11 protein-coding genes are annotated in these 20,492 nt (G+C 62.1%); 8 read left to right on the forward strand and 3 right to left on the reverse strand.

Annotation, left to right across the window (positions count from 1 at the left end; genetic code table 11):
• Positions 1-29 precede the first annotated feature (29 nt).
• Complete coding sequence (locus RHEC894_RS29300; RefSeq protein WP_085740201.1) at positions 30-5,201, forward strand: DUF4082 domain-containing protein; 5,172 nt, start codon at positions 30-32, stop codon at positions 5,199-5,201.
• A 102-nt stretch (positions 5,202-5,303) separates the two neighbouring features.
• A complete protein-coding gene (locus tag RHEC894_RS29305) occupies positions 5,304-6,488 on the forward strand; it encodes a GTP-binding protein (protein WP_085740627.1) in 1,185 nt (394 codons plus the stop codon).
• Positions 6,489-6,621: 133 nt separating this feature from the next.
• On the opposite strand, the gene RHEC894_RS29310 is transcribed toward RHEC894_RS29305, so the two are convergent.
• The 3 genes from RHEC894_RS29310 to RHEC894_RS29320 all read right to left on the reverse strand — a co-directional run bounded on the left by RHEC894_RS29310 (position 6,622) and on the right by RHEC894_RS29320 (position 8,526).
• Positions 6,622-7,083, reverse strand: coding sequence for an SRPBCC family protein (locus RHEC894_RS29310; RefSeq protein WP_245339592.1), 462 nt, complete (start codon positions 7,081-7,083; stop codon positions 6,622-6,624).
• 203 nt (positions 7,084-7,286) lie between these two features.
• Positions 7,287-7,670 carry a DoxX family protein gene (locus RHEC894_RS29315; RefSeq protein ID WP_085740203.1) on the reverse strand — a complete coding sequence of 128 codons (384 nt, stop codon included), beginning with the start codon at positions 7,668-7,670 and terminating at the stop codon, positions 7,287-7,289.
• Between the two features lie 106 nt (positions 7,671-7,776).
• Positions 7,777-8,526, reverse strand: coding sequence for an SDR family oxidoreductase (locus RHEC894_RS29320; protein WP_085740628.1), 750 nt, complete (start codon positions 8,524-8,526; stop codon positions 7,777-7,779).
• 171 nt (positions 8,527-8,697) lie between these two features.
• On the opposite strand from RHEC894_RS29320, the gene RHEC894_RS29325 reads away from it, so the two are divergent.
• The 6 genes from RHEC894_RS29325 (at position 8,698) to RHEC894_RS29350 (ending at position 20,463) form a co-directional block, all read left to right on the forward strand.
• Positions 8,698-9,648: a LysR family transcriptional regulator gene (locus RHEC894_RS29325; RefSeq protein ID WP_085740204.1), complete on the forward strand. Its 951-nt coding sequence runs from the start codon at positions 8,698-8,700 to the stop codon at positions 9,646-9,648.
• Between the two features lie 146 nt (positions 9,649-9,794).
• Positions 9,795-15,134 (forward strand): DUF4082 domain-containing protein, encoded by a 5,340-nt coding sequence (locus tag RHEC894_RS29330; protein ID WP_085740205.1) that lies wholly within the window; start codon positions 9,795-9,797, stop codon positions 15,132-15,134.
• Between the two features lie 49 nt (positions 15,135-15,183).
• Entirely contained in the window at positions 15,184-16,428 is a 1,245-nt protein-coding gene (locus tag RHEC894_RS29335; protein WP_085740206.1) for a GTP-binding protein, read from the forward strand.
• 47 nt (positions 16,429-16,475) lie between these two features.
• Positions 16,476-16,784 carry a hypothetical protein gene (locus RHEC894_RS29340; RefSeq protein WP_085740207.1) on the forward strand — a complete coding sequence of 103 codons (309 nt, stop codon included), beginning with the start codon at positions 16,476-16,478 and terminating at the stop codon, positions 16,782-16,784.
• A gap of 98 nt (positions 16,785-16,882) precedes the next feature.
• Positions 16,883-19,027 carry a peptidase domain-containing ABC transporter gene (locus tag RHEC894_RS29345; protein WP_085740208.1) on the forward strand — a complete coding sequence of 715 codons (2,145 nt, stop codon included), beginning with the start codon at positions 16,883-16,885 and terminating at the stop codon, positions 19,025-19,027.
• Complete coding sequence (locus RHEC894_RS29350) at positions 19,024-20,463, forward strand: HlyD family type I secretion periplasmic adaptor subunit (protein ID WP_085740209.1); 1,440 nt, start codon at positions 19,024-19,026, stop codon at positions 20,461-20,463. Before RHEC894_RS29345 ends, RHEC894_RS29350 begins: the two co-directional genes overlap by 4 nt.
• Positions 20,464-20,492: the final 29 nt, after the last annotated feature.

The raw sequence follows: 20,492 nt of genomic DNA on the forward strand, positions 1-20,492 counted from the left end.
TCCTGATAATCTCGCGAGAGGTGCCTCCCATGTATCGCAACGCTCGTCGCTGGACTGCGCGCTCACTCCTGGTGGATTCGTTGGTTCCCCAATGGTTTACCTTCGGCGGAAGGGAAAGGCCGCGCAAGCCGGCCGAAAAGCACGGGGATAGTGCTCAACTCGCGGCAGCGGTGCCAACCGCAGACGGAAACAAGCAAGGCACCCTTGTCGACGGTGCCGATAAGGACGCAGCGCTCAACGAGCATGATGTTGGCCAGGCAACGGACGTGAACGGCGACACGGACGGTCGGGCCGACAACAGCACAGCAGCGCCGCCCTTGCCTGACGCTTTCACAACCAATCGCGAACTGGGAGCGCGAAGCGGTCATACAGCCCCGTCTGTCGCGGCCGGCCATACGCCGGGTTTTGTACATTTCACACCGGATGCGAACAGCGTTGCATTCGGGGGCCAATCGTCCCTTTATCGCACTTACGCCGGAACGAACCTCATAGGCGACGATCCTCTGGCTCCGTATCTACCGCAAAGCCCTGCACCGACAGCTTCTGAGCATGGTTCTCCCGCCGTGGCGGCCGAGCGTGTGCACTCGGGCAAGGTCGTCATTCTCGAATCGGCGCCGTCAGCGCAGTCGACCGCGCAGCATGCTGGGCCGAATGCGCTGGCGGTTGGCATGCCCTTTGGTGTGTGCGGTTGCGGCTACTACACGTCCCCCACGCGGATACTCGATTGGGCCCATGGCAGCGGCCTGCTTCAACAGGACGGTCAGTTGCCGGGGACCAAATTTACCGACGGGCCGGACTATGTGTCGACGATCAAGAAGGCCATCGGCGCCTCGGTCAGCGACCCTCTTCTCGATCGTGACGTAAATTCGTTCGCGGGCTGGCGCGCAAGCGTAGACCTGACGAACTCGGCGATGTCAAACGGATCATTGCCCGGCGGCGGAGAGATGGGAACGGGAACCGGCACCAAGGGTATCGCCGTCCTTTCCGGCTCGGTGACGAAGCCACCTCAACCTTCTGCGCAGCGGTCGTTGGCAACGCAAGATCTGGCCGCCGCCGCAGCGGTGGCGAGCAACGCGATCGTGCTGGAAAACCAGAAGCAGGGCAATCCGGAGAGCGAGTGGGGCCTCAGCGGTGCCGGCAGCACCAACATCGAGGGGTTTGCGACCGACATCAGCGTCGACAACGGCAACACGGTCAGCTTCAAGATCAATACCAATTCCACCAACTATCGAATCGATATTTATCGGCTCGGCTATTATGGCGGCATGGGCGCCCGCAAGGTCACGACCATACAGCATACCGGATTGCAGACGCAGCCCAATCCGCTGCGCAATGCCACAACAGGCACGGTGGACGCCGGCAACTGGGCCGTCTCGGCGTCCTGGGCCGTACCTAGCGATGCCGTCTCAGGCGTCTATATCGCCAAGCTCGTGCGTCAGGACGGCACCTTCGGCGAAAATCAGATCCCGTTCATCGTGCGCGACGACGCCAGTCACAGCGACGTCGTCTTCCAGACCGCAGACGAGACCTGGCAAGCTTACAACGGCTGGGGTGGCGCAAACCTTTATGGCGGCAACGGCCCGGCGACAGGGCAGGGGGCGGGCCGCGCCTATGCGGTCAGCTACAACAGGCCGATTGCGACCCGCGACGGGGTCGGCACCTATGCCGGCCCGCAGGACTATCTGTTCGGCGCCGAATATGCAGGCATCTATTGGCTGGAACAGAACGGTTATGACGTTTCCTATATGTCGGGCCTCGACGTCGACCGCTATGGCAGCCTGTTGCTCAATCACAAGACCTATATCGATGCCGGGCACGACGAATACTGGTCCGGGCAGCAGCGAACCAATGTCGAAGCCGCGCGCGATGCCGGCGTCAACCTTATGTTCTGGAGCGGCAACGAGGTCTATTGGCGCACCCGCTGGGGTAATGCCTATAGCGCCGACGGCACGCCTTATCGCACGCTCATCACCTACAAGGAGACATGGGGCCCCGCGGGTGTCAGCCTCGATCCTTCCAACGAATGGACGGGCACCTTCCGCGACCCGCGCCTCAGCCCGCCGGCTATTGGCGGCGGAAACCCGGAAAACTCGCTGACAGGGCAGTTGTTCAAGGTCGATGATGTCGGCGCCAATCTCAGCGCGATCACGGTTGGCTATGACGACGCCAACCTGCGCTTCTGGCGCAACACGAGCGTTGCCAATCTCCAGCCTGGCCAGACGGCAACGCTCACCAAGAATTATCTCGGTTACGAGTGGGATGAAGCGCCTGACAATGGCTTCGATCCGGCCGGGCTCGTGAAGCTCTCGTCGACGACGATGCCCGTCAGCACCTACTTGCTCGACTACGGGAACACGACCGGCAATGCGACTGCGACCCACAACCTCACCCTCTATCGCGCGCCCAGCGGCGCGCTGGTGTTCGGCGCCGGTACGGTCTATTGGACATGGGGCCTGAGCGATAATCACGATAATGAGGCAACTCCCACCGATCCTCGCGTGCAGCAGGCAATGGTCAATTTGCTTGCCGACATGGGCATTCAGCCGGGAACGCTGCAATCCGGGCTTACCGCCGCGACCGGTTCCACCGATACTGTTGCTCCGACCTCCACCATCACGGTACCCGGCACGGTGGCCGCTAATACGACGGTGACGATTTCAGGCACCGCTGCCGATACGGGCGGCGGCGTCATCGCCAGCGTCGAGGTTTCGACCGACAACGGTGCGAGCTGGCATCCGGCAACGGGCGACGAGAACTGGACCTACTCATGGACGCCGGCGATTGCCGGGACCTATACGATCCGGTCGCGGGCGGTGGACGACAGCATCAATCTCGAGACACCCTCGGCGGGGCGCACTGTCACCGTCACCGGACCGACTTTTACATCACTCTTCGGTGGCGCGACGCCGGCGGTCGTCAACACTGACGATGCTGCAGCCGTCGAGCTCGGTGTAAAATTCCAGTCCTCCGTGGCGGGCACGGTCAGCGGCATTCGGTTTTACAAGAGTAGCCTGGATACGGGCACACATACCGGGTCGCTCTGGTCAAGCACGGGTACGCGGCTTGCGACCCTGACCTTCACCAACGAGACTGCCAGCGGCTGGCAGACCGCGACTTTCACGAGCCCGGTGACGCTGACAGCCGGGCAGACCTATACGGCATCTTATCATACGAATGTCGGCAACTATTCGACGACCGCCAACTACTTCACCGCCAATGTGACGAGTGGTCCGCTGACGGCGCCGGCAAGCGGCAACGGTGTCTATAGGTATGGCAACAGCGCGTTCCCGACGACCAGCTTCGACCAGACGAACTACTGGGTCGATGTGATGTTCAATCCCTCGAATGCGAACAACACGGCGCCGACGGCGGTTGCCGATGCGGGGGATGCGACCGAAAAGGGTGGTGTCGCCAATGGTTCGGGTGGTGTGGTTGCGAGCGGCAACGTGCTGACCAACGACACCGATCCCGATGCTGGCGACACCAAGACGGTGAGCGCCGTCAGCTTCGGCGCGACCTCAGGCACGCTTGGCTCGGCCCTGAACGGCACTTATGGCAGCCTCGTTCTCAATGCATCGGGCACCTATACCTATACGATCAACGAGACCAATTCCGCCGTGCAGGCGTTGCGCCTGTCGACCAACACGCTGAATGAAGTCTTCAGCTACACGATGCGCGATACCGCCGGCGCCACCTCCACGGCAAATCTGACCATCACCATCCATGGCGCCAATGACGCACCGGTGCTCGCCGTCCAAACGGCGACGCAGAACGCCGCCGTCGGCTCCGCCTTCTCCTACACGCTGCCGACGACAACCTTCACCGATGTCGACAGCGGTGAAACGCTGGCTTACGCGGCAACGTCTTCCGACGGCAGCGCACTACCTGCCTGGCTGACCTTCAACGCCTCGACGCGCACCTTCTCCGGCACGCCGACGTCAGGGGGGACCTATGGTGTCAAGGTCACGGCAACCGACCTAGGCGGCCTTGCCGCCAACGAGACCTTCAACATTGCCGTGTCGGTTCCCGGCAACACGACGCCGACGGCGGTTGCGGATGCGGGGGATGCGACCGAAAAGGGTGGTGTCGCCAATGGTTCGGGTGGTGTGGTTGCGAGCGGCAACGTGCTGACCAACGACACCGATCCCGATGCTGGCGACACCAAGACGGTGAGCGCCGTCAGCTTCGGCGCGACCTCAGGCACGCTTGGCTCGGCCCTGAACGGCACTTATGGCAGCCTCGTTCTCAATGCATCGGGCACCTATACCTATACGATCAACGAGGCCAATTCCGCCGTGCAGGCGTTGCGCCTGTCGACCAACACGCTGAATGAAGTCTTCAGCTACACGATGCGCGATACTGCCGGCGCCACCTCCACGGCAAATCTCACCATCACCATCCATGGCGCCAATGACGCACCGGTGCTCGCCGTCCAGACGGCGACGCAGAATGCCACCCTTGGCTCCGCCTTCTCCTACACGCTGCCGACGACAACCTTCACCGATGTCGACAGCGGCGAAACGCTGACCTACGCGGCAACGGCTGCCGACGGCACGGCGCTTCCTGCCTGGCTGACCTTCAACGCCTCGACGCGCACCTTCTCCGGCACGCCGACGACAGCAGGCAACTATGGTGTCAAGGTCACGGCAACCGATATCGGCGGTCTCTCGGCCAACGAGACTTTCACTATCGCTGCCGGGACGGCGCCAGCGACCTACAGCCTGTTCTCCGCCTCCAGCACGCCGACCCAGACGAACCTCAACGACGGCCAGCAACTCGAACTCGGCGTCAAGTTCACCTCGAGCGCCGCCGGCGACATTACCGGCATCAGGTTCTATCGCAGCGCCAACGACAACGGCCAGAACGTCGTCGACCTGTGGAGCTCCACCGGCACCAAGCTCGCCACCGCCACCTTCAGCAACACCACGGCGAGCGGCTGGCAGACGGCGAACTTCACAACACCCTTCACCATTGCCGCCAACACAACCTATGTCGCCTCCTATCACACAACAGGCGCCTATGTGGCGACCGGCAGCTTCTTCACCGCCGCCGTCACCAGCGGCCCGCTGACGGCACCAGCCAGCGGCAACGGCCTCTATGCCTATGGCGGCTCCGCCACCACAGGCCTCTTCCCGACCAGCACTTTCAATTCAGCGAATTACTATGCCGATGTGGTCTTCCGACCGCAGCTTGCCGCGTGAAGCATTTGACGAGGTTACGAACGGGTTTCGAATGAGCCTGATACGATGCAAATGCAGGTCGCGTCGAGGGCCGCCGCGACCGCCCGCATTGAAGGAATGCCGATGAACAGGATCGAGCGGCTTCCCGTGACCGTGCTCGCCGGCTTCCTCGGCGCCGGCAAGACGACGCTCCTCAGCCACGTCCTGAATAACCGTCAGGGCCTGCGGGTGGCTGTCATCGTCAACGACATGAGCGAAGTGAACATCGACGCCAGTCTCATTCGAGACGGCGGCTGCAACCTGTCGCATACCACGGAGACATTGATCGAGCTCAGCAATGGCTGCATATGCTGTACCCTGCGCAACGACCTGCTGACGGAAGTGCGGCGACTGGCCGAAGAGCGGCGATACGACTATCTGTTGATCGAAGGCACCGGCATTGCCGAACCTCGCCCCATTGCCGCAACATTTTCCTTCCGCGACGAGAATAATGTTTCGCTTGCCGATTTTGCCAGGCTCGACACCATGGTCACCGTGGTCGACGCGGCAAACCTGTTGGCCGACTACAGCAGCGCCGATCTGCTTGCCGACCGCGGCCTGCAGCGCGACGGTGAGGACCGGCGCACGCTCATCGACCTGCTGGTGGATCAGATCGAGTTTGCCGATGTTGTCGTGATCAACAAGATCTCGGACGCGTCTGAAGAGGTCCGCGCAGAAGTGAGCAGGATCATCACGTCTCTCAACCCGGATGCGCTCCAGGTGGAGACGGATTTCGGCAAGATCTCTCTTTCAACCGTCCTGAATACCGGTCTCTTCGATGAAGCAAAGGCCTCTGCGCATCCCCTGTGGCACAAGGAATTGTACAGCCCGGAAGAGCATGTTCCGGAAACGGAGGAATACGGGGTCTCGAGCTTTGTCTATCGCACTAGGCGTCCCTTCGACCCCAAGCGGTTTCGGGCATTCCTGGACGAGCCCTGGCCGGGAGTGCTGCGCGCCAAGGGCCATTTCTGGCTTGCCACGCGCCCGCGCCATGTGGGGCTGATGTCGGCTGCCGGGATCCAGCGGCGCTGCGAACCCATGGGGCTTTGGTGGGCGGCCGTTCCGCGCCAGGATTGGCCGAACCATCAGCAGTTTCGTCAGCATCTCGAGAGCCGATGGGACAGCGCCTGGGGCGACCGTCGGCAGGAATTGGTTTTTATCGGCGTTGACATGGACGAGGCCGGTGTGCGGACCGCACTGGACGGATGCCTCGCGAGCGCCGATCCGCGCGACTGGACCACCCTCGAAGATCCGTTTCCGGCCTGGTAGCACGGGCGTCGCGTTGGTTTCCCACTGAACAACGGTTGCCGTGAACGGGAGACCCGTCATCCTGTTCTAAATTAAAGAGTTAGAGCATGATGTCGTCCGAAAACCGCTCACACTTTTCGGCATCATGCGCTAGTCAGGTCAAGTCGTCGCACTGCTCACGGGCATAGGCGTTGAGGCGGGAAAGTTCCTTGACGTAGATGCGATGCAACCTGCGCGGCGCAACGATGCTCTCGACGAAGCCGGCGATGCCCGTCTCGCCGTCAAACCTGGAGGTGATCTTCACCAGCGCCTGCTCGCCGTGGGGCGTCACCGTATATTTCCTGACGAGACCGGAGCTGCCGGCGTCAGTCTGGACCAGGGTTCGACCGGGCTCCGGCTCAGTGACCTCCATCCGGAGCTCCCGGACGCCGCCAGCGGATTTGATTTTGAAGCTGACGACGCTGCCCGCCCCCACGCCGCCTTTTTCAATTTGGAAGTCGTAGAAGGGGGGCGGCAGGAACCGAGCGTGAAGGTGCATGTCTGCGAGGTATCGGTAGACGTCGTCCGCGGGGGCGTCAATTGTGCGCTCGGCGGACGCGACGACGTGTTTTGCCATGGTCTGATCTCCGTGTTTGTGGGTTGACGTGCTGGTTTTGTTGGCCATCGCAGGGCGCGGCCGGCCGCTGGCGGTGATCATTCCCAAGGCGCGCAGCCCTCGCCTTCCGGGGCGATCTTGGTGATCTTCACATCGCCGACGCACAGAGTTCGCTGCCTGTCAGATAGGACGAGTCATCGAGAGTCATGGATCGGCTGGTCCGATCAGGTCACCTTCAAGCGGAGAGCGCTCTTTTGAAGATATATGATCCCGAAAAGGATCAGGCCGAAGACGATTGGATGAATCCAGTCGTGATGAAAGACCGTCAACTGCAGTACGAAGGCTGCGATATCGATCGGCGCCAGCAGCAGTAGGGCGGCCCACGGAGAGAAACGCGGCACCAGCACACCCGCCCCGCCGACAACCTCCAAAGCCCCGGTGACATACATGAACCAGAGGCCCAGGCCCAGATGGTTGAAATCTTCAATCATCATCGGCGTTGCTGGCAGTTTCATCGTACCGGTAGCAATGAAAACAAAGCCAATGAGGCCACGCAGAACCCAAAGAGTAGTCTTCCCGCGAGGTTTTAGTAGAGAATCTTCAGACATGGGATCACCCGCCTATTCCAATGAGCGATGGTCAAATCCATTCCGCAAACTCATCCGCCTCGAATGGAGCGGATGAGTTTGCTATGCTTGGAGGTCGCACGAACTGTCAGACCTGGTTCCAGCCGCCGTCGACGCAGAGTTCGCTGCCTGTCAGATAGGACGAGTCATCGGAGGCCAGGAACAGGACGGCTTTCGCGATCTCGTCGACGGTGCCGCTGCGGTGCATGGGAATTTGGGCATGCACTTGGGTCTTGGTCTGCTCGATCATGTCCTCGCTCACACCCGATTTGCGCGCCTGGTCGGTATCGATGTAGCCGGGCGCCATGGCGTTCACCCGTATGCCCTTGTCGATGAGTTCCACCGTGAGCGAGCGCGCCAACGAGCGAATGGCAGCTTTGCCCGCCGAATAGACGCTGACATAGGGCATGCCCTTGGTGGTCAGGGTCGTGGTGTTGAGGACGATCGAGCCGCCGGAAGTCATGAGCGGCAGGAGCTTCTGGATCGTGAAGTAGGTTCCCTTGAACGTACAGGCGATCGTGAAGTCGAATTCTTCCTCCGACATGTATTCAAACATGTTCGGCCGCGCCGCGCCGGCATTCGCGAAGATGGTATCGATACGGCCGTACCGTCTCTCGACAAATTCGCGAAGCGCCTGGATGTCAGCCATCTTGGAAATGTCGCAGCGGATCGCGTCGGCGCCATTTCCGATGGTCTGCGCCGCAACATCGAGCCTTTCCTGATCACGCCCAGTGATGACGACCCTGGCGCCTTCGCGTGCGAACAGCTTGGCGGTCGCGAGCCCCATTCCATCACTGCCGCCAGTGATGACAGCGATCTTTCCTTCCAATTTACCCATATTCGTCTCCTGCATTTGAAAGTTCCTCGCCGAAACCGGCGGGACCGAACCCTTGAAGGGTTGCGATATGTATGCAGGGGTTTTTGGCATCGACAAAAAAGAATAACAATTCCATAATATCCTTACTGCCATCCATAAATGGATGACTACGCGTGACCAGCGGGGAATGAAATGGAACTACAATGGGACGACGTCAGGATCTTTCTGGCTATTTGCGATTCCGGAAGCATGAGCGCGGCTGCACGACGTCTCAGGGTAAGCCAGCCCACTTTGAGTCGGAAGATTGCGGATCTGGAGTACGAGCTTGGTGAGGCGCTCTTCATCCGGGGAAACCAGGGAATCTCCCTGACAAACACTGGAAGGAGGCTGCTTCCCGCCGCGCAGGGGATGGCGCAATGGGCGACAGAAGCCAATCGTTCGCTCGACACGAAGAGCTCGCCAGCGAGCGGGTCCGTGAGCATCACCGCGGCGCCCTCATTTGCATTCGATTTACTCGCGCCGTTCGCGGATAAGCTTAGGAAGGAGCACCCAGAGATTACCCTTAAAGTTATGTCCAGCATGGAACGTCTGAACCTATCGCGTGGCGAGGTGGATATCGCGCTTAGGCTTAGGAAAAATTCCTTCGACGATCCCGATCTGATCACACTCGATGAGGTAAAGATTCCGGCGGGTGTATATGCAAGCAGAGATTATGCTCGAAGCCTTCCGAAGAACTATGACTTTAAAGACGTCAACTGGATTGCGTGGGCGGACGAATATGAGATGTTGAGCCCCAATCCAGAACTCGCGGCCAAGATTCCGGAATTCCGCCCTGTCTTCACGTCCGACGACTATAGCGTGCAAGTCGCGGCCTGCCAGGCCGGCGTTGGTGCGATGGTTCTCCTGAAGACCCCCCATCGGCTTGAGCGACCGGGCGAACTCGTGGAACTCAATCTCGAGGCCCCGCCTGCCTCCAGCCCACCACTCGCAGTCATCTGTCACAAGCGCCTGGTCGATCTACCCAAAGTAAGAATCGTCGTGACTCTGCTCAGGCAAGAGTTCGCTAAATTGAGGGAAGGGTCAGATGCCCGAAACGGGTCGACATCACGGCCCGCCGCACTCGCGCCAACCGGACCTTCGTGAGGTTAGCGAACGCGCTCTAGCTGCCACCGCAGCCAGCTTTGCGACTTTGTCGGCTGGCGTGCGTCGAGGGTCATCATATCGGCGTAGGGAGCACCTCCCTCCTACCCCAGATTGCTGTCGTACATTCTCTTGGCAAAGGTGCCAGTATGGACGTCTTGCCATGGCTGCCGAGGGGCTGGCCGATGCGGAAGGGGACGCCGCTGATGCGGAGAATTCATGTCGGTAATCGTGAGTATCTGAGTACATTTGGTGGAGCGTTGAGTATCTGTCGTGCACCCGCTGCATGGAGCGCGGTTCTTGGATCAGCAACGGTCGTGTCTTCGACGAGCAGCGATGGCTCTCCAAGCTTTGCCAATCAGGGCAGCGTAACTGTCCAATCCTCCTTTACCGGTACGGTCACATCCTCCCTGATGTCATCAGGTGACACGCAGCCGTCTCCTGCATCGTCGACGGCGATGCCGGCGCCTGGAGGTGATAGCGGTGTACAGGACAATTCGACGAAGACAGCGGCGGCTACGACGGTTTTCCAGACGCCTTCCTCGACATCGCAGCGCACGGTGCTTGGCCCGGATCCGGTCGAGGAGGCTGCGACGCTGCCTGCCGCTCCCGCGCTTACGGGTGTTACCGGCGATGCCGATAACGGCAGCACCAAGACGGCGGCGCCGGTCATCTCTTCCAGCAGTATCGCCGCGACTTCATTGGGCCTTCAGGCCTCGGTAGCATCCCTCTCGGTGGAGCCCAGCCTGGACGCTTCTGCTGAGACGACTGCAGCCGTAACGGCACTCGCCGCACCGGTGGCGGCGGCTGCGCCGACGCCCAACAAGATCGCACTCGAAAACCTGAAGCAGGGCAACCCGATCAGCGAGTGGGGGCTGGAGGGCGACGGCGGCGGCACCATCCAAGGCTTTGCCACCGAAATCAGCACGAATATCGGCCAGACGGTGGATTTCAAGATCGCTACAGACTCCACCCACTACCGCATCGATATCTACCGTATGGGTTATTATGGCGGGCTCGGCGCGCGCAAGGTCGACTCGATCGAGCAGCAGCTGACCACGGCGCAGATCCAGCCGCATCCGATCGTCGACATGTCGCTCGGTCTTATCGATTGCGGCAACTGGTCGGTCTCGGCGAGCTGGCAGATTCCAACGGACGCGGTCTCCGGCGTTTATTTCGCCAAGCTGGTGCGCGAGGATGGCACCGAGGATGCCAGCATCATCCCCTTCGTCGTGCGCGACGACGCCTCGACCAGCAATATCGTCTTCCAGACGTCGGACACGACCTGGCAGGCCTATAATGCCTGGGGCGGCGCCAGCCTCTATTACGGCGAAGTACCCGTCGATCCCGCCAACATGATCGGCTACCTGCCGCCGAACTGCAGCTGCGGCCTGCAGGCCATCGGCCGCGCCTCGGCCGTCAGCTACAACAGACCGATCATCACCAATACGAGCCCGATCGGCGGTTCGCACGATTATATCTTCGGTGTCGAATCCTCGGCCATCTCCTGGCTGGAGCAAAACGGCTACGACGTGTCCTATATCTCGGGTGTCGATGCGGCGCGCAACGGCACGCTGCTGCTCAATCACGATGCCTATCTCTCGGTCGGCCATGACGAATACTGGTCTGCCGAGCAGCGCGCCAATGTCGAGGCGGCGCGCGATGCCGGAGTGAACCTCGCCTTCTGGAGCGGCAATGAGTGCTATTGGAAGGTCCGCTGGGAAAGCAGTATCGACGGCAGCGGCCAGGCCTACCGCACCATGGTCTGCTACAAGGAAACCTGGGGCACGAGCACCGATCCGAGCACTGTCGGCACCGGCACCTGGCGCGACCCGCGTTATGCCGATCCGGGGCAACAGCCGGAAAATGCGCTGACGGGCACGATGTTCCAGGTGGACAGCTACCGCCAGGATACGATCTCCATCCCCTACGACTATTCGAACCTGCGCTTCTGGCGCAATACCGACGTGTCGGAGTTGAATGAAGGCGAAACCTATAATCTCGTGCAGAACCTGCTCGGCTACGAATGGGATTCCGATGTCGAGAACGGATTCCGTCCGGCTGGACTGATCAACCTGTCGCTCTCTTCGGTCTCGGTGAGCACATATCTGCGCGACTACGGCGCGACGGTCGGCGATGCGGTGGCGACCCACAGCCTGACCATGTATCGGGCGGCAAGCGGCGCACTGGTCTTCGGCGCCGGCACCGTCTTCTGGTCCTGGGGACTGAGTGACAACCACCAGGGCCCGGCCACGTCGACCGATCGCAACGTCCAGCAGGCGATGGTCAACATGTTCGCCGATATGGGCATCCAGCCGACGACGCTCGATGCGAGCCTGATCCTTGCGACACAATCGACCGATACGCTGAAGCCAACCTCTTCGATCAGCTCACCCGTCGTCGGCGCAAGCTTCCTCGAAGGCCAACACGTGACGATCACCGGCACGGCGCAGGATTTCGGCGGCGGCATCATTGCCGGTGTGGAAGTCTCGACCGATGGCGGCCAGCATTGGTTCAAGGCGTCAGGCCGCGAGAGCTGGAGCTATAGCTGGGTCGTCCAGGCGAGCGGAACCTACACGATCATGTCGCGCGCCGTCGACGACAGCGTCAATATGGAAGCGCCATCGGCCGGCAAGCAGGTCACGGTCACCCTGCCGGGCACGCAGGGCCTGTGGACGCTTGCGGAAAAGCCAGCAACCGAAGTGGCGATCGATCGCGATTCCGTCGAGCTCGGACTGCGCTTCCAGGCAACGACGGCAGGCTCCGTGGAGGGCATTCGCTTCTACAAGGGCTTCTACAATATCGGCGACCATGTCGTCAGCCTCTGGAGCGCCAACGGAACGCTGCTGGCAACAGGCGTGTCCGTCGGCGAGTCGCTCTCCGGCTGGCAGACGGTGATGTTCTCCAGCCCGATCCAGATTGCCGCCGGCACGACCTATGTGGCCTCCTACCACACCAACGGCTTCTACTCGGCCACCGAGAACTATTTCAGCGGCACCTATGCCAGCGGCCAGCTGAAGGCGGTCGATGGCGGCAGCGTCTACGCCTATGGCGACAATGCCGGCATCTTCCCCGGCCAAAATCTCGGCACCGGCACCAATTACTGGGTCGACGTGGTCTTCGATGCCGGCGCCAACAGCGCGCCGGTCGCGACCGACGATACTGGGCTGGCGCTGACCCGCAACGACAGCGTCGTCATCTCGATCGCCTCGCTCATCGGCAACGATACGGACGCCAATGGCGATGCGATGACGATTTCGGCCGTCGGGAATGCCGTCAACGGCACGGTGACGCTCAACAAGCAGAACGGCACCATCGTCTTCACGCCGACCAACAATTATTCGGGGCCGGCAAGCTTCACCTATACGCTGTCGGACGGGCGCGGCGGCACGGATCAAGGCAATGTCAGCCTGACGGTGGACCCGGGCCCCGCGGGGGAAACGCTGTTCAAATCGAGCGAGGGGCCGACGGGCGCAAGCTTCAACGAAGGCCAGTCGCTGGAACTTGGCATGCGGTTCTCCGCTTCGTCGAGCGGCATGGTCACCGGCATCCGCTTCTACAAGGCATCAGGCGATACCGCCGTCCACACCGGATCGCTGTGGACGGCCGACGGCACGCTGGTTGCGACCGTCACCTTTGCCGGCAGCGGATCGCTGAGCGGCTGGCAGACCGCGACGTTCTCGAACCCGGTGCATATCCTCGCCGGCACGACCTATGTCGCCTCCTATCACACGACGGGCAGTTACGTTGCGACGGCAGGCTATTTCACGTCAGCCCATACCAACGGCTCGCTGACAGCGCTTGCCGGTAGCAACGGCGTCTTTGCCGATGGCTCCGGTTTCCCGACCACCAGCTATCAGTCCTCGAACTATTGGGTGGATGTCGTCTACAACCAGACGAGCAATGCGGTGCCGGTCGCCGCCAACGACAATGGCTACACGACCTATTCCAGCACGGCGCTGTCGATTGCCGCGGCCAGCCTGCTGGCAAACGACGCCGATGGTGATGGCGATGCGCTCAGCATCACCAGCGTCAATGGTGCGGTCAACGGAACGGTGACCTTCAACAGCCAGACCAAGTCGGTCACTTTCACCCCGACGGCGGGTTATACGGGTGCGGCAAGCTTCTCCTATTCGATCTCGGACGGATACGGCGGAACGGCCTCGGCCACGGTCAGCCTCACTGTCAGCACGCCGCCCGGCGGAGGCACGACGTCGAGTCTGTTTACCGGCGCCGACACGTCGGGGGTTACGGCTGCCAATGACGCGAACTCGGTCGAACTCGGCGTCAAGTTCATCGCTTCCGCCAGCGGCCAGATTACCGGGCTCACCTATTACAGGAGCGCCGGGGATAGCGGCACGCATGTCGGCTCGCTGTGGACGGCCAGCGGCCAGCTTCTGGCCCAGGCGACCTTCATCAACGAGACGGCGAGCGGCTGGCAGACGGTTTCCTTTACCCAGCCGATCAATGTGACCGCCGGCGCCACCTATGTGGCGAGCTACCATTCGAACGGCTTCTACTCGGCAACGGCGAACTACTTCACGACGGATCATACCAACGGTGCGCTGACGGCGCCATCGAGTACGACGAGCGGCGGCAACGGCCTTTATGCCTATAGCTCGGGCAGCCTGTTCCCGACCACTTCCTACAATGCGAGCAATTACTGGGTCGACGTGATCTATCAGCAGGGCGGCGCGCAGAATGCGGTTCCGGTCGCCGCCAATGACAGCGGCTTCTCGACCAATACCGGCACGCCGCTCACCATCCAGGCCTCGGCGCTGCTTTCAAACGACACCGATGCCGATGGCGATCCGCTTGTCATCACCGGCGTCAGCGGCGCGGTCAACGGCTCGGCCACCTACGATGCCCAGGCCCAGACGGTGACCTTCACGCCGACGGCAGGCTATTCGGGATCGGCGAGCTTCAGCTACGCGATATCGGATGGCAAGGGCGGCACGGCCTCGGCGCAGGTTGCGCTCACCATCAACGGCGGCCAGACAGGAGGGCCGGAGCAGAACCTCTTTGCCGCCGATGCGACGCCTGCCATCGTCTCCGTCAACGACAACCAGCAAGTCAATCTCGGCATGAAATTCCAGGCCGATACGTCAGGCTGGATCACGGGCATTCGCTTCTACAAGGGGGCCGACAATACCGGCCCGCATAACGGCTATCTCTGGACCGCCTCGGGCACGCTCATCGGCAGCGTCACCTTCAACAACGAAACGGCCAGCGGCTGGCAGACTGCGCAACTCACCCAGCAGATCGCGATCCAGGCAGATACGACCTACGTCGTTTCTTACTCGAGCAACGGCAACTATTCGGCGACCGGCAATTATTTTGCCAGCGACGTGGCGAACGGCGATCTCAAGGCGCCCGGCGGCAGCAACGGCGTCTATGCCTACGGAGCCGGCGGGCTGTTCCCGACAGCCAGCTATAACAGCACGAACTACTATGTGGATGTGACGTTCAAACCGCAGCTCGCGGCGTAAAGGGCGCGAGGATCTAAGGCTAGGCATGCTGTAAAGAGTAGGAGTCTTGATGATGCGTGCAGACAACAGATTGCCGGTTACGGTTCTCGCCGGGTTTCTCGGCGCCGGCAAGACGACTGTGCTCAATCATGTGCTGAGCAATCGGGAGGGCCGCCGGGTTGCCGTCATCGTCAACGATATGAGCGAGGTCAACATCGATGCGGATCTCGTGCGCGAAGGGGAAGCGGGCCTCTCGCGCACCGACGAGACGCTGGTAGAGCTCACCAACGGGTGCATCTGCTGCACCCTGCGCGACGATCTCCTGAGCGAAGTGCGTCGCCTGGCAGCCGCCGGCCGCTTCGACTATCTGCTGATCGAGGGCACCGGCATTGCCGAACCGCTGCCTGTTGCAGCCACCTTTTCGTTCCGCGACGAGCGCGGGGCCGCCCTCTGCGACGTGGCGCGTCTCGATACGATGGTTTGCGTCGTCGATGCGGTCAATCTTCTCGCCGATTACCAGAGCGCCGAGTTTCTCGCCGATCGCGGCGAAAGGCGGGACGGCGACGATGAGCGCAAGCTCGTGGAGCTGCTCGTCGAGCAGATCGAATTTTCCGATGTCATCATCATCAACAAGGCGGGAGACGTGCCTTGCGCCGACCTCGCCGAGGTTCGCCGGGTCGTCGCAGCGCTCAATCCGAGTGCCCAGGTCGTCGAGGCGGTCTTCGGCCAGGTGCCGCTTGGGGCGATCCTGGATACCGGCCTCTTCAGCGAGGCGAAGGCCGCCCGCCATCCGCTCTGGCACAAGGAACTCTTCGGCTGGGGCGATCATGTGCCGGAGACCGAGGAATACGGCATAACTAGCTTCGTCTATCGCAACCGCCGGCCCTTCGATCCCCTGAGGCTCAGGGATTTCCTCGACCGGAAATGGGCAGGCCTCATTCGCGCTAAAGGTCATTTCTGGCTGGCGACGCGGCCGGATGAGATCGGCCTTCTGTCGATTGCCGGCACCCAGTGCCGCATCGAGACCAGGGGGTACTGGTGGGCCTCGGTGCCGCGGGTGCAATGGCCGCACTTTCCGCAGTTCCGCCAGCTCATTGACCGGCATTGGGACAATATCTGGGGCGACCGCCGCCAGGAGCTCGTCTTCATCGGTTCCGGCTTCGACGAGAAAGCGATCCGCTTTGCGCTCGACGATTGCCTGACCGGGGAGGAGACGGGTTTCGATCCGCAGAGCGCCGTCGGCCTTCGCGATCCGTTTCCGGCATGGCAGCACGGACATATCCCTGTCCATTCAAGGGCGTCCTCACGGACGTAAGACACCCTGATGTGAAGACGTTTGATTATCAACCGGAGGAGAGAACAATGAGCGACGAACTTTATGCAGACGGTATCAGTGAAATCACCGTTACCGGAACGATCGTGCGCATCGACCTGATGTCGCTTTCGGCCACCGATCGTGACGCCAACAACAATCCGAAGCCGATCTTCCGCCAGCGTATCATCATGCCCGTCGATGCTTTCGCCAATGCGGTCGATCTCATGCAGAAGGCGCTTGGGGGGTTGGTCGAGGCGGGTGCGGTTCGCCGCATCGGCGACATGTCGGCCGCAGCCGCAACCGATATCCAGTCGGCGCAGGCGGGCGCTTCGAACGCCTCGCCGAACTTCAACTGATAAACAGGGTGTGGAGCGTTGTGCGTCCATTCGGACGCACAAGGAACGCTCCAACTCTGTGAATCCAAGCCTCGGTCTCGTATCGTTTCGGGTGGGCCATGAGTGGTTTTCTGCATACCAACCTGCACTGTCTTGCGTTCGTCGCGCGTCATCACGGCGTCGATCTTTCGCCTGAGCGATTGCAGCACGATTACGCGGTCGGCAACGATCCCGTCGCCGTGCGGCGATTGCTGCGGATGGCCAAGGATGCCGGCCTGCGGGCCAGGCACCTCAACCTGGATTGGCGGTCCCTGTCCCAGTTGGGCGAAGCATTCCCCGTGCTGGGCGAACTCGCCAACGGCAACTGGGTCGTCATCGCCGGAATGCAGGGGAGCGGGGAGGAAGAGAGGATCCGCATTCTCGACCCGCTGGCCACGCGCCCCGAAGTCATGCTCCTCAGCGAGGAGCAATTCTCCAAGGCCTGGCCGGGATCGGTGGTTCTCCTCAAGCGCAACTATCGCATGTCGGACGAGGACCGGCCGTTCGGCTTCCGGTGGTTCGTGCCTGAGATCATCAAGCAGCGAAGCTTCTTCCGGGATGTGGCCCTCGCCGCCTTCGTTCTCTACGGCCTCGGGCTGACGACGCCGATCTTCTTTCAGCTGGTCATCGACAAGGTGCTCGTCCACCAGAGCTATGCGACGCTGACGGTTCTGACGGTGGGCATCGCGATCGCGCTCGTTTTCGACGCGACATTCACTTTCCTGCGCCGCTATCTGCTGCTCTACGCGACCAACAGGATCGACATCCGGGTCGCGACACGCACTTTCGGCCATCTGCTCAACCTGCCGATCGCGCTCTTCGAGCATGCCTCCGCCGGGGTTCTCGTCAAGCACATGCAGCAGACGGGGCGCATCCGCGAATTCCTGACCGGCCGGCTCTTCCTGACGCTGCTGGACGGCGTCTCACTGCTGGTCTTCGTGCCGATCCTGCTTCTTTACAGCCTGAAGCTGACGCTCGTGGTGCTCGGTTTTGCAGCTCTCGTCGGGCTCGTCGTGATGCTGCTCGTCGGGCCGTTCCAGCGCCGCCTCCAGGCGCTCTACCAGGCCGAAGGCGACCGGCAGGCGCTGCTGGTGGAAACCGTGCACGGCATGCGCACGGTCAAATCGCTGGCGCTGGAGCCGCGCCAGCGCAAGGTATGGGACGATTATTCGGCGCAGTCGATCTCCGTGCGCTTCCGGGTCGAGAAGATCTCGACGATCGCCCAGTCGATGACGGGGCTGCTGGAGAAGCTGATGAGCGTTGCGATCATCGGCCTCGGCGCGCTCGACGTGTTCAGCGGCGCGATGACGATCGGCGCGCTTGTTGCCTTCAACATGCTCGCCGGCCGCGTCTCCGGACCGCTGGTGCAGATCGTCACGATGGTGCACGAATATCAGGAAGTGGCGCTCTCGGTGCGCATGCTCGGCGAGATCATGAACCAGCGGCCGGAACAGGCAGGCCGCGGCCGTGGTGTCAGGCCGCATCTGCACGGACGCATCGAGTTCGACAGGGTCACTTTCCGCTACGGCCCGGATAGCGCCCCGGCACTCGACAACGTCTCCTTCGCCATTCCGGCAGGCTGCGTCTTCGGCGTGGTCGGCAAGAGCGGCTCGGGCAAGACGACGATCACCCGGCTCATCCAGGGACTCTACCAGAGCCAGGAAGGGCTGGTGCGCATGGATGGCTATGACAGCCGCGAGATCGACCTCGTGCATCTGAGAACCAGCATCGGCGTCGTGCTGCAGGACAATTTCCTGTTTCGCGGCTCGGTTCGCGACAATATCGCTGCCGCAAAACCTGATGCCAGCATCGAGGAGATCATGGAAGTCGCCCGGATCGCCGGCGCCGAGGAGTTCATCGAGCGGCTGCCGCGCGGCTTCGACACCATGCTGGAGGAAAATGCCGCCAACCTTTCCGGCGGCCAGAAGCAGCGACTGGCAATTGCCCGGGCGCTGATCACCGATCCGAAGCTGTTGATCTTCGACGAGGCGACGAGCGCGCTCGACCCTGACAGCGAGGCGATCATCCGCGACAATCTGAGCCGCATCGCCGCCGGCCGTACCGTCGTCATCGTCTCGCACCGGCTTTCGACGCTTGTCGATGCCGACGCCATTCTCGTCGTCGATCGCGGCAAGGTCGCCGATATCGGCCGGCACGATCAGCTCGTGTCGCGCTGCATGACCTACCGCCACCTCTGGGCCCAGCAAATGAGGCAGGTCGCATGAACGCGCATGTCAGAAAATCCGGTGAGAACCTGCCAGTCCCCTCGGACAAGGGGCCATCCGACAAGCGCCCGGACAAGGGCAGAGAACTTGCCGCCCGCCCGCCGCTGCCGCCGGCGATCGCGGAATTCCAGTCCGACGCCGTCGAGCTGGAAGAACGCGCTCCGCCGCGCGTTGCCCGCATGACGCTCTATTGCGTGACGGCGCTGCTTGCCGCGGCGATCACCTGGGCCTCGGTCTCGTCGATCGACGAAGTGGTGATTGCGCCCGGCAAGCTCGTCACCACCCAGCCCACCATCGTCGTCCAGCCGCTCGAAACCTCGATCATCCGCACGATCGAGGTGAAGGCCGGCGAGGTAGTGCATGCCGGCCAGACGCTGGCCACCCTCGACGCCACCTTCAGCCAGGCCGATGTCGACCAGCAGCAGGCGAAATTTTCTGCCCTCGACGCCCAGGTGAAGCGCATCGAGGCCGAGCTTGCCGGCGCCGACTATACGAAGATGGCGGGAGATACGCCCGACCAGTTGCTGCAGGCGCAGCTCTTCACCCAGCGGCGGGCGTTCTACACGGCGCAACTGCAGAATTTCGAGCAGCAGATCGCCGGCCAGTCTGCCGCTCTTGCGGCGAGCAAGAACCAGGAGGCGGTGCTCAACGACAGGCGCGATGGGCTCTCGCGGATCGAGGCAGCGCGGGAGCGGCTTTATGACAGACAGAGCGGCTCGCTGATCACGCTGCTCGGTTCCCGCGACGCCCGCCTCGACGTCGAGTCCGACCTGACCGCCGTCCGCGGCCGAGCCGACGAGGCCGCCCACGCCTATGCGAAGCTGCAAGCCGACCGCCAAGCCTTCATCGAGGATTTCCGCCGGGCGGCGATGGAGCAGCTGGTTGAGCTGCGCGGCCAGCGCGACATGGCCGACGAGGAGCTGAAAAAGATGGAGCTGCGCCGCAACATGGTGGCGCTGACCGCACCTGCCGATGCCGTCGTGCTCGATCTGGCGCAACGCTCGGTCGGCTCGGTGGTGCGCGAGGCGGAGCCAGTGGTCACGCTGGTGCCCATCAACGTGCCGCTGGAGGCGGAAGTCTCGATCAATACGCGCGATATCGGCCGGGTGGCCGTCGGCAAGGAAGCGCGTGTCAAGCTCGATGCCTACCCCTTCCAGAAATATGGCACCGCGACGGGCAAGGTGAGAACCATCAGCGAGGATACGTTCCTCACCGGCCAGCAGGAGCAGACCGCCACCCCCAACCAGCCGGCCGCCCCTTTCTTCAAGGCGCGGATCCTGCTTGCCGATACCCGGCTGAATGCATCGGATGTGCCGGTGCGGCTGCTTCCCGGCATGACCGTGTCCACGGAAATCAAGGTCGGCAACCGCACGGTGATCTCCTATTTCCTGTATCCGTTGCTGCGCGGCCTCGATAACGCAATACGCGAACCGTAGGACGCGGGGGATCGCTTCGGCCCGCGGCT

It is taken from the genome of Rhizobium sp. CIAT894, from assembly GCF_000172795.2.
GTDB lineage: Bacteria > Pseudomonadota > Alphaproteobacteria > Rhizobiales > Rhizobiaceae > Rhizobium.

Excerpts from the sequence above, each read along its gene's own strand:
- RHEC894_RS29300 (WP_085740201.1), top strand. The coding sequence starts at position 30 with ATGTATCGCAACGCTCGTCGCTGGACTGCGCGCTCACTCCTGGTGGAT.
- RHEC894_RS29305 (WP_085740627.1), top strand. The coding sequence starts at position 5,304 with ATGAACAGGATCGAGCGGCTTCCCGTGACCGTGCTCGCCGGCTTCCTC.
- RHEC894_RS29310 (WP_245339592.1), bottom strand. The coding sequence starts at position 7,083 with ATGGCAAAACACGTCGTCGCGTCCGCCGAGCGCACAATTGACGCCCCC.
- RHEC894_RS29315 (WP_085740203.1), bottom strand. The coding sequence starts at position 7,670 with ATGTCTGAAGATTCTCTACTAAAACCTCGCGGGAAGACTACTCTTTGG.
- RHEC894_RS29320 (WP_085740628.1), bottom strand. The coding sequence starts at position 8,526 with ATGGGTAAATTGGAAGGAAAGATCGCTGTCATCACTGGCGGCAGTGAT.
- RHEC894_RS29325 (WP_085740204.1), top strand. The coding sequence starts at position 8,698 with ATGGAACTACAATGGGACGACGTCAGGATCTTTCTGGCTATTTGCGAT.
- RHEC894_RS29330 (WP_085740205.1), top strand. The coding sequence starts at position 9,795 with ATGGACGTCTTGCCATGGCTGCCGAGGGGCTGGCCGATGCGGAAGGGG.
- RHEC894_RS29335 (WP_085740206.1), top strand. The coding sequence starts at position 15,184 with ATGATGCGTGCAGACAACAGATTGCCGGTTACGGTTCTCGCCGGGTTT.
- RHEC894_RS29340 (WP_085740207.1), top strand. The coding sequence starts at position 16,476 with ATGAGCGACGAACTTTATGCAGACGGTATCAGTGAAATCACCGTTACC.
- RHEC894_RS29345 (WP_085740208.1), top strand. The coding sequence starts at position 16,883 with ATGAGTGGTTTTCTGCATACCAACCTGCACTGTCTTGCGTTCGTCGCG.
- RHEC894_RS29350 (WP_085740209.1), top strand. The coding sequence starts at position 19,024 with ATGAACGCGCATGTCAGAAAATCCGGTGAGAACCTGCCAGTCCCCTCG.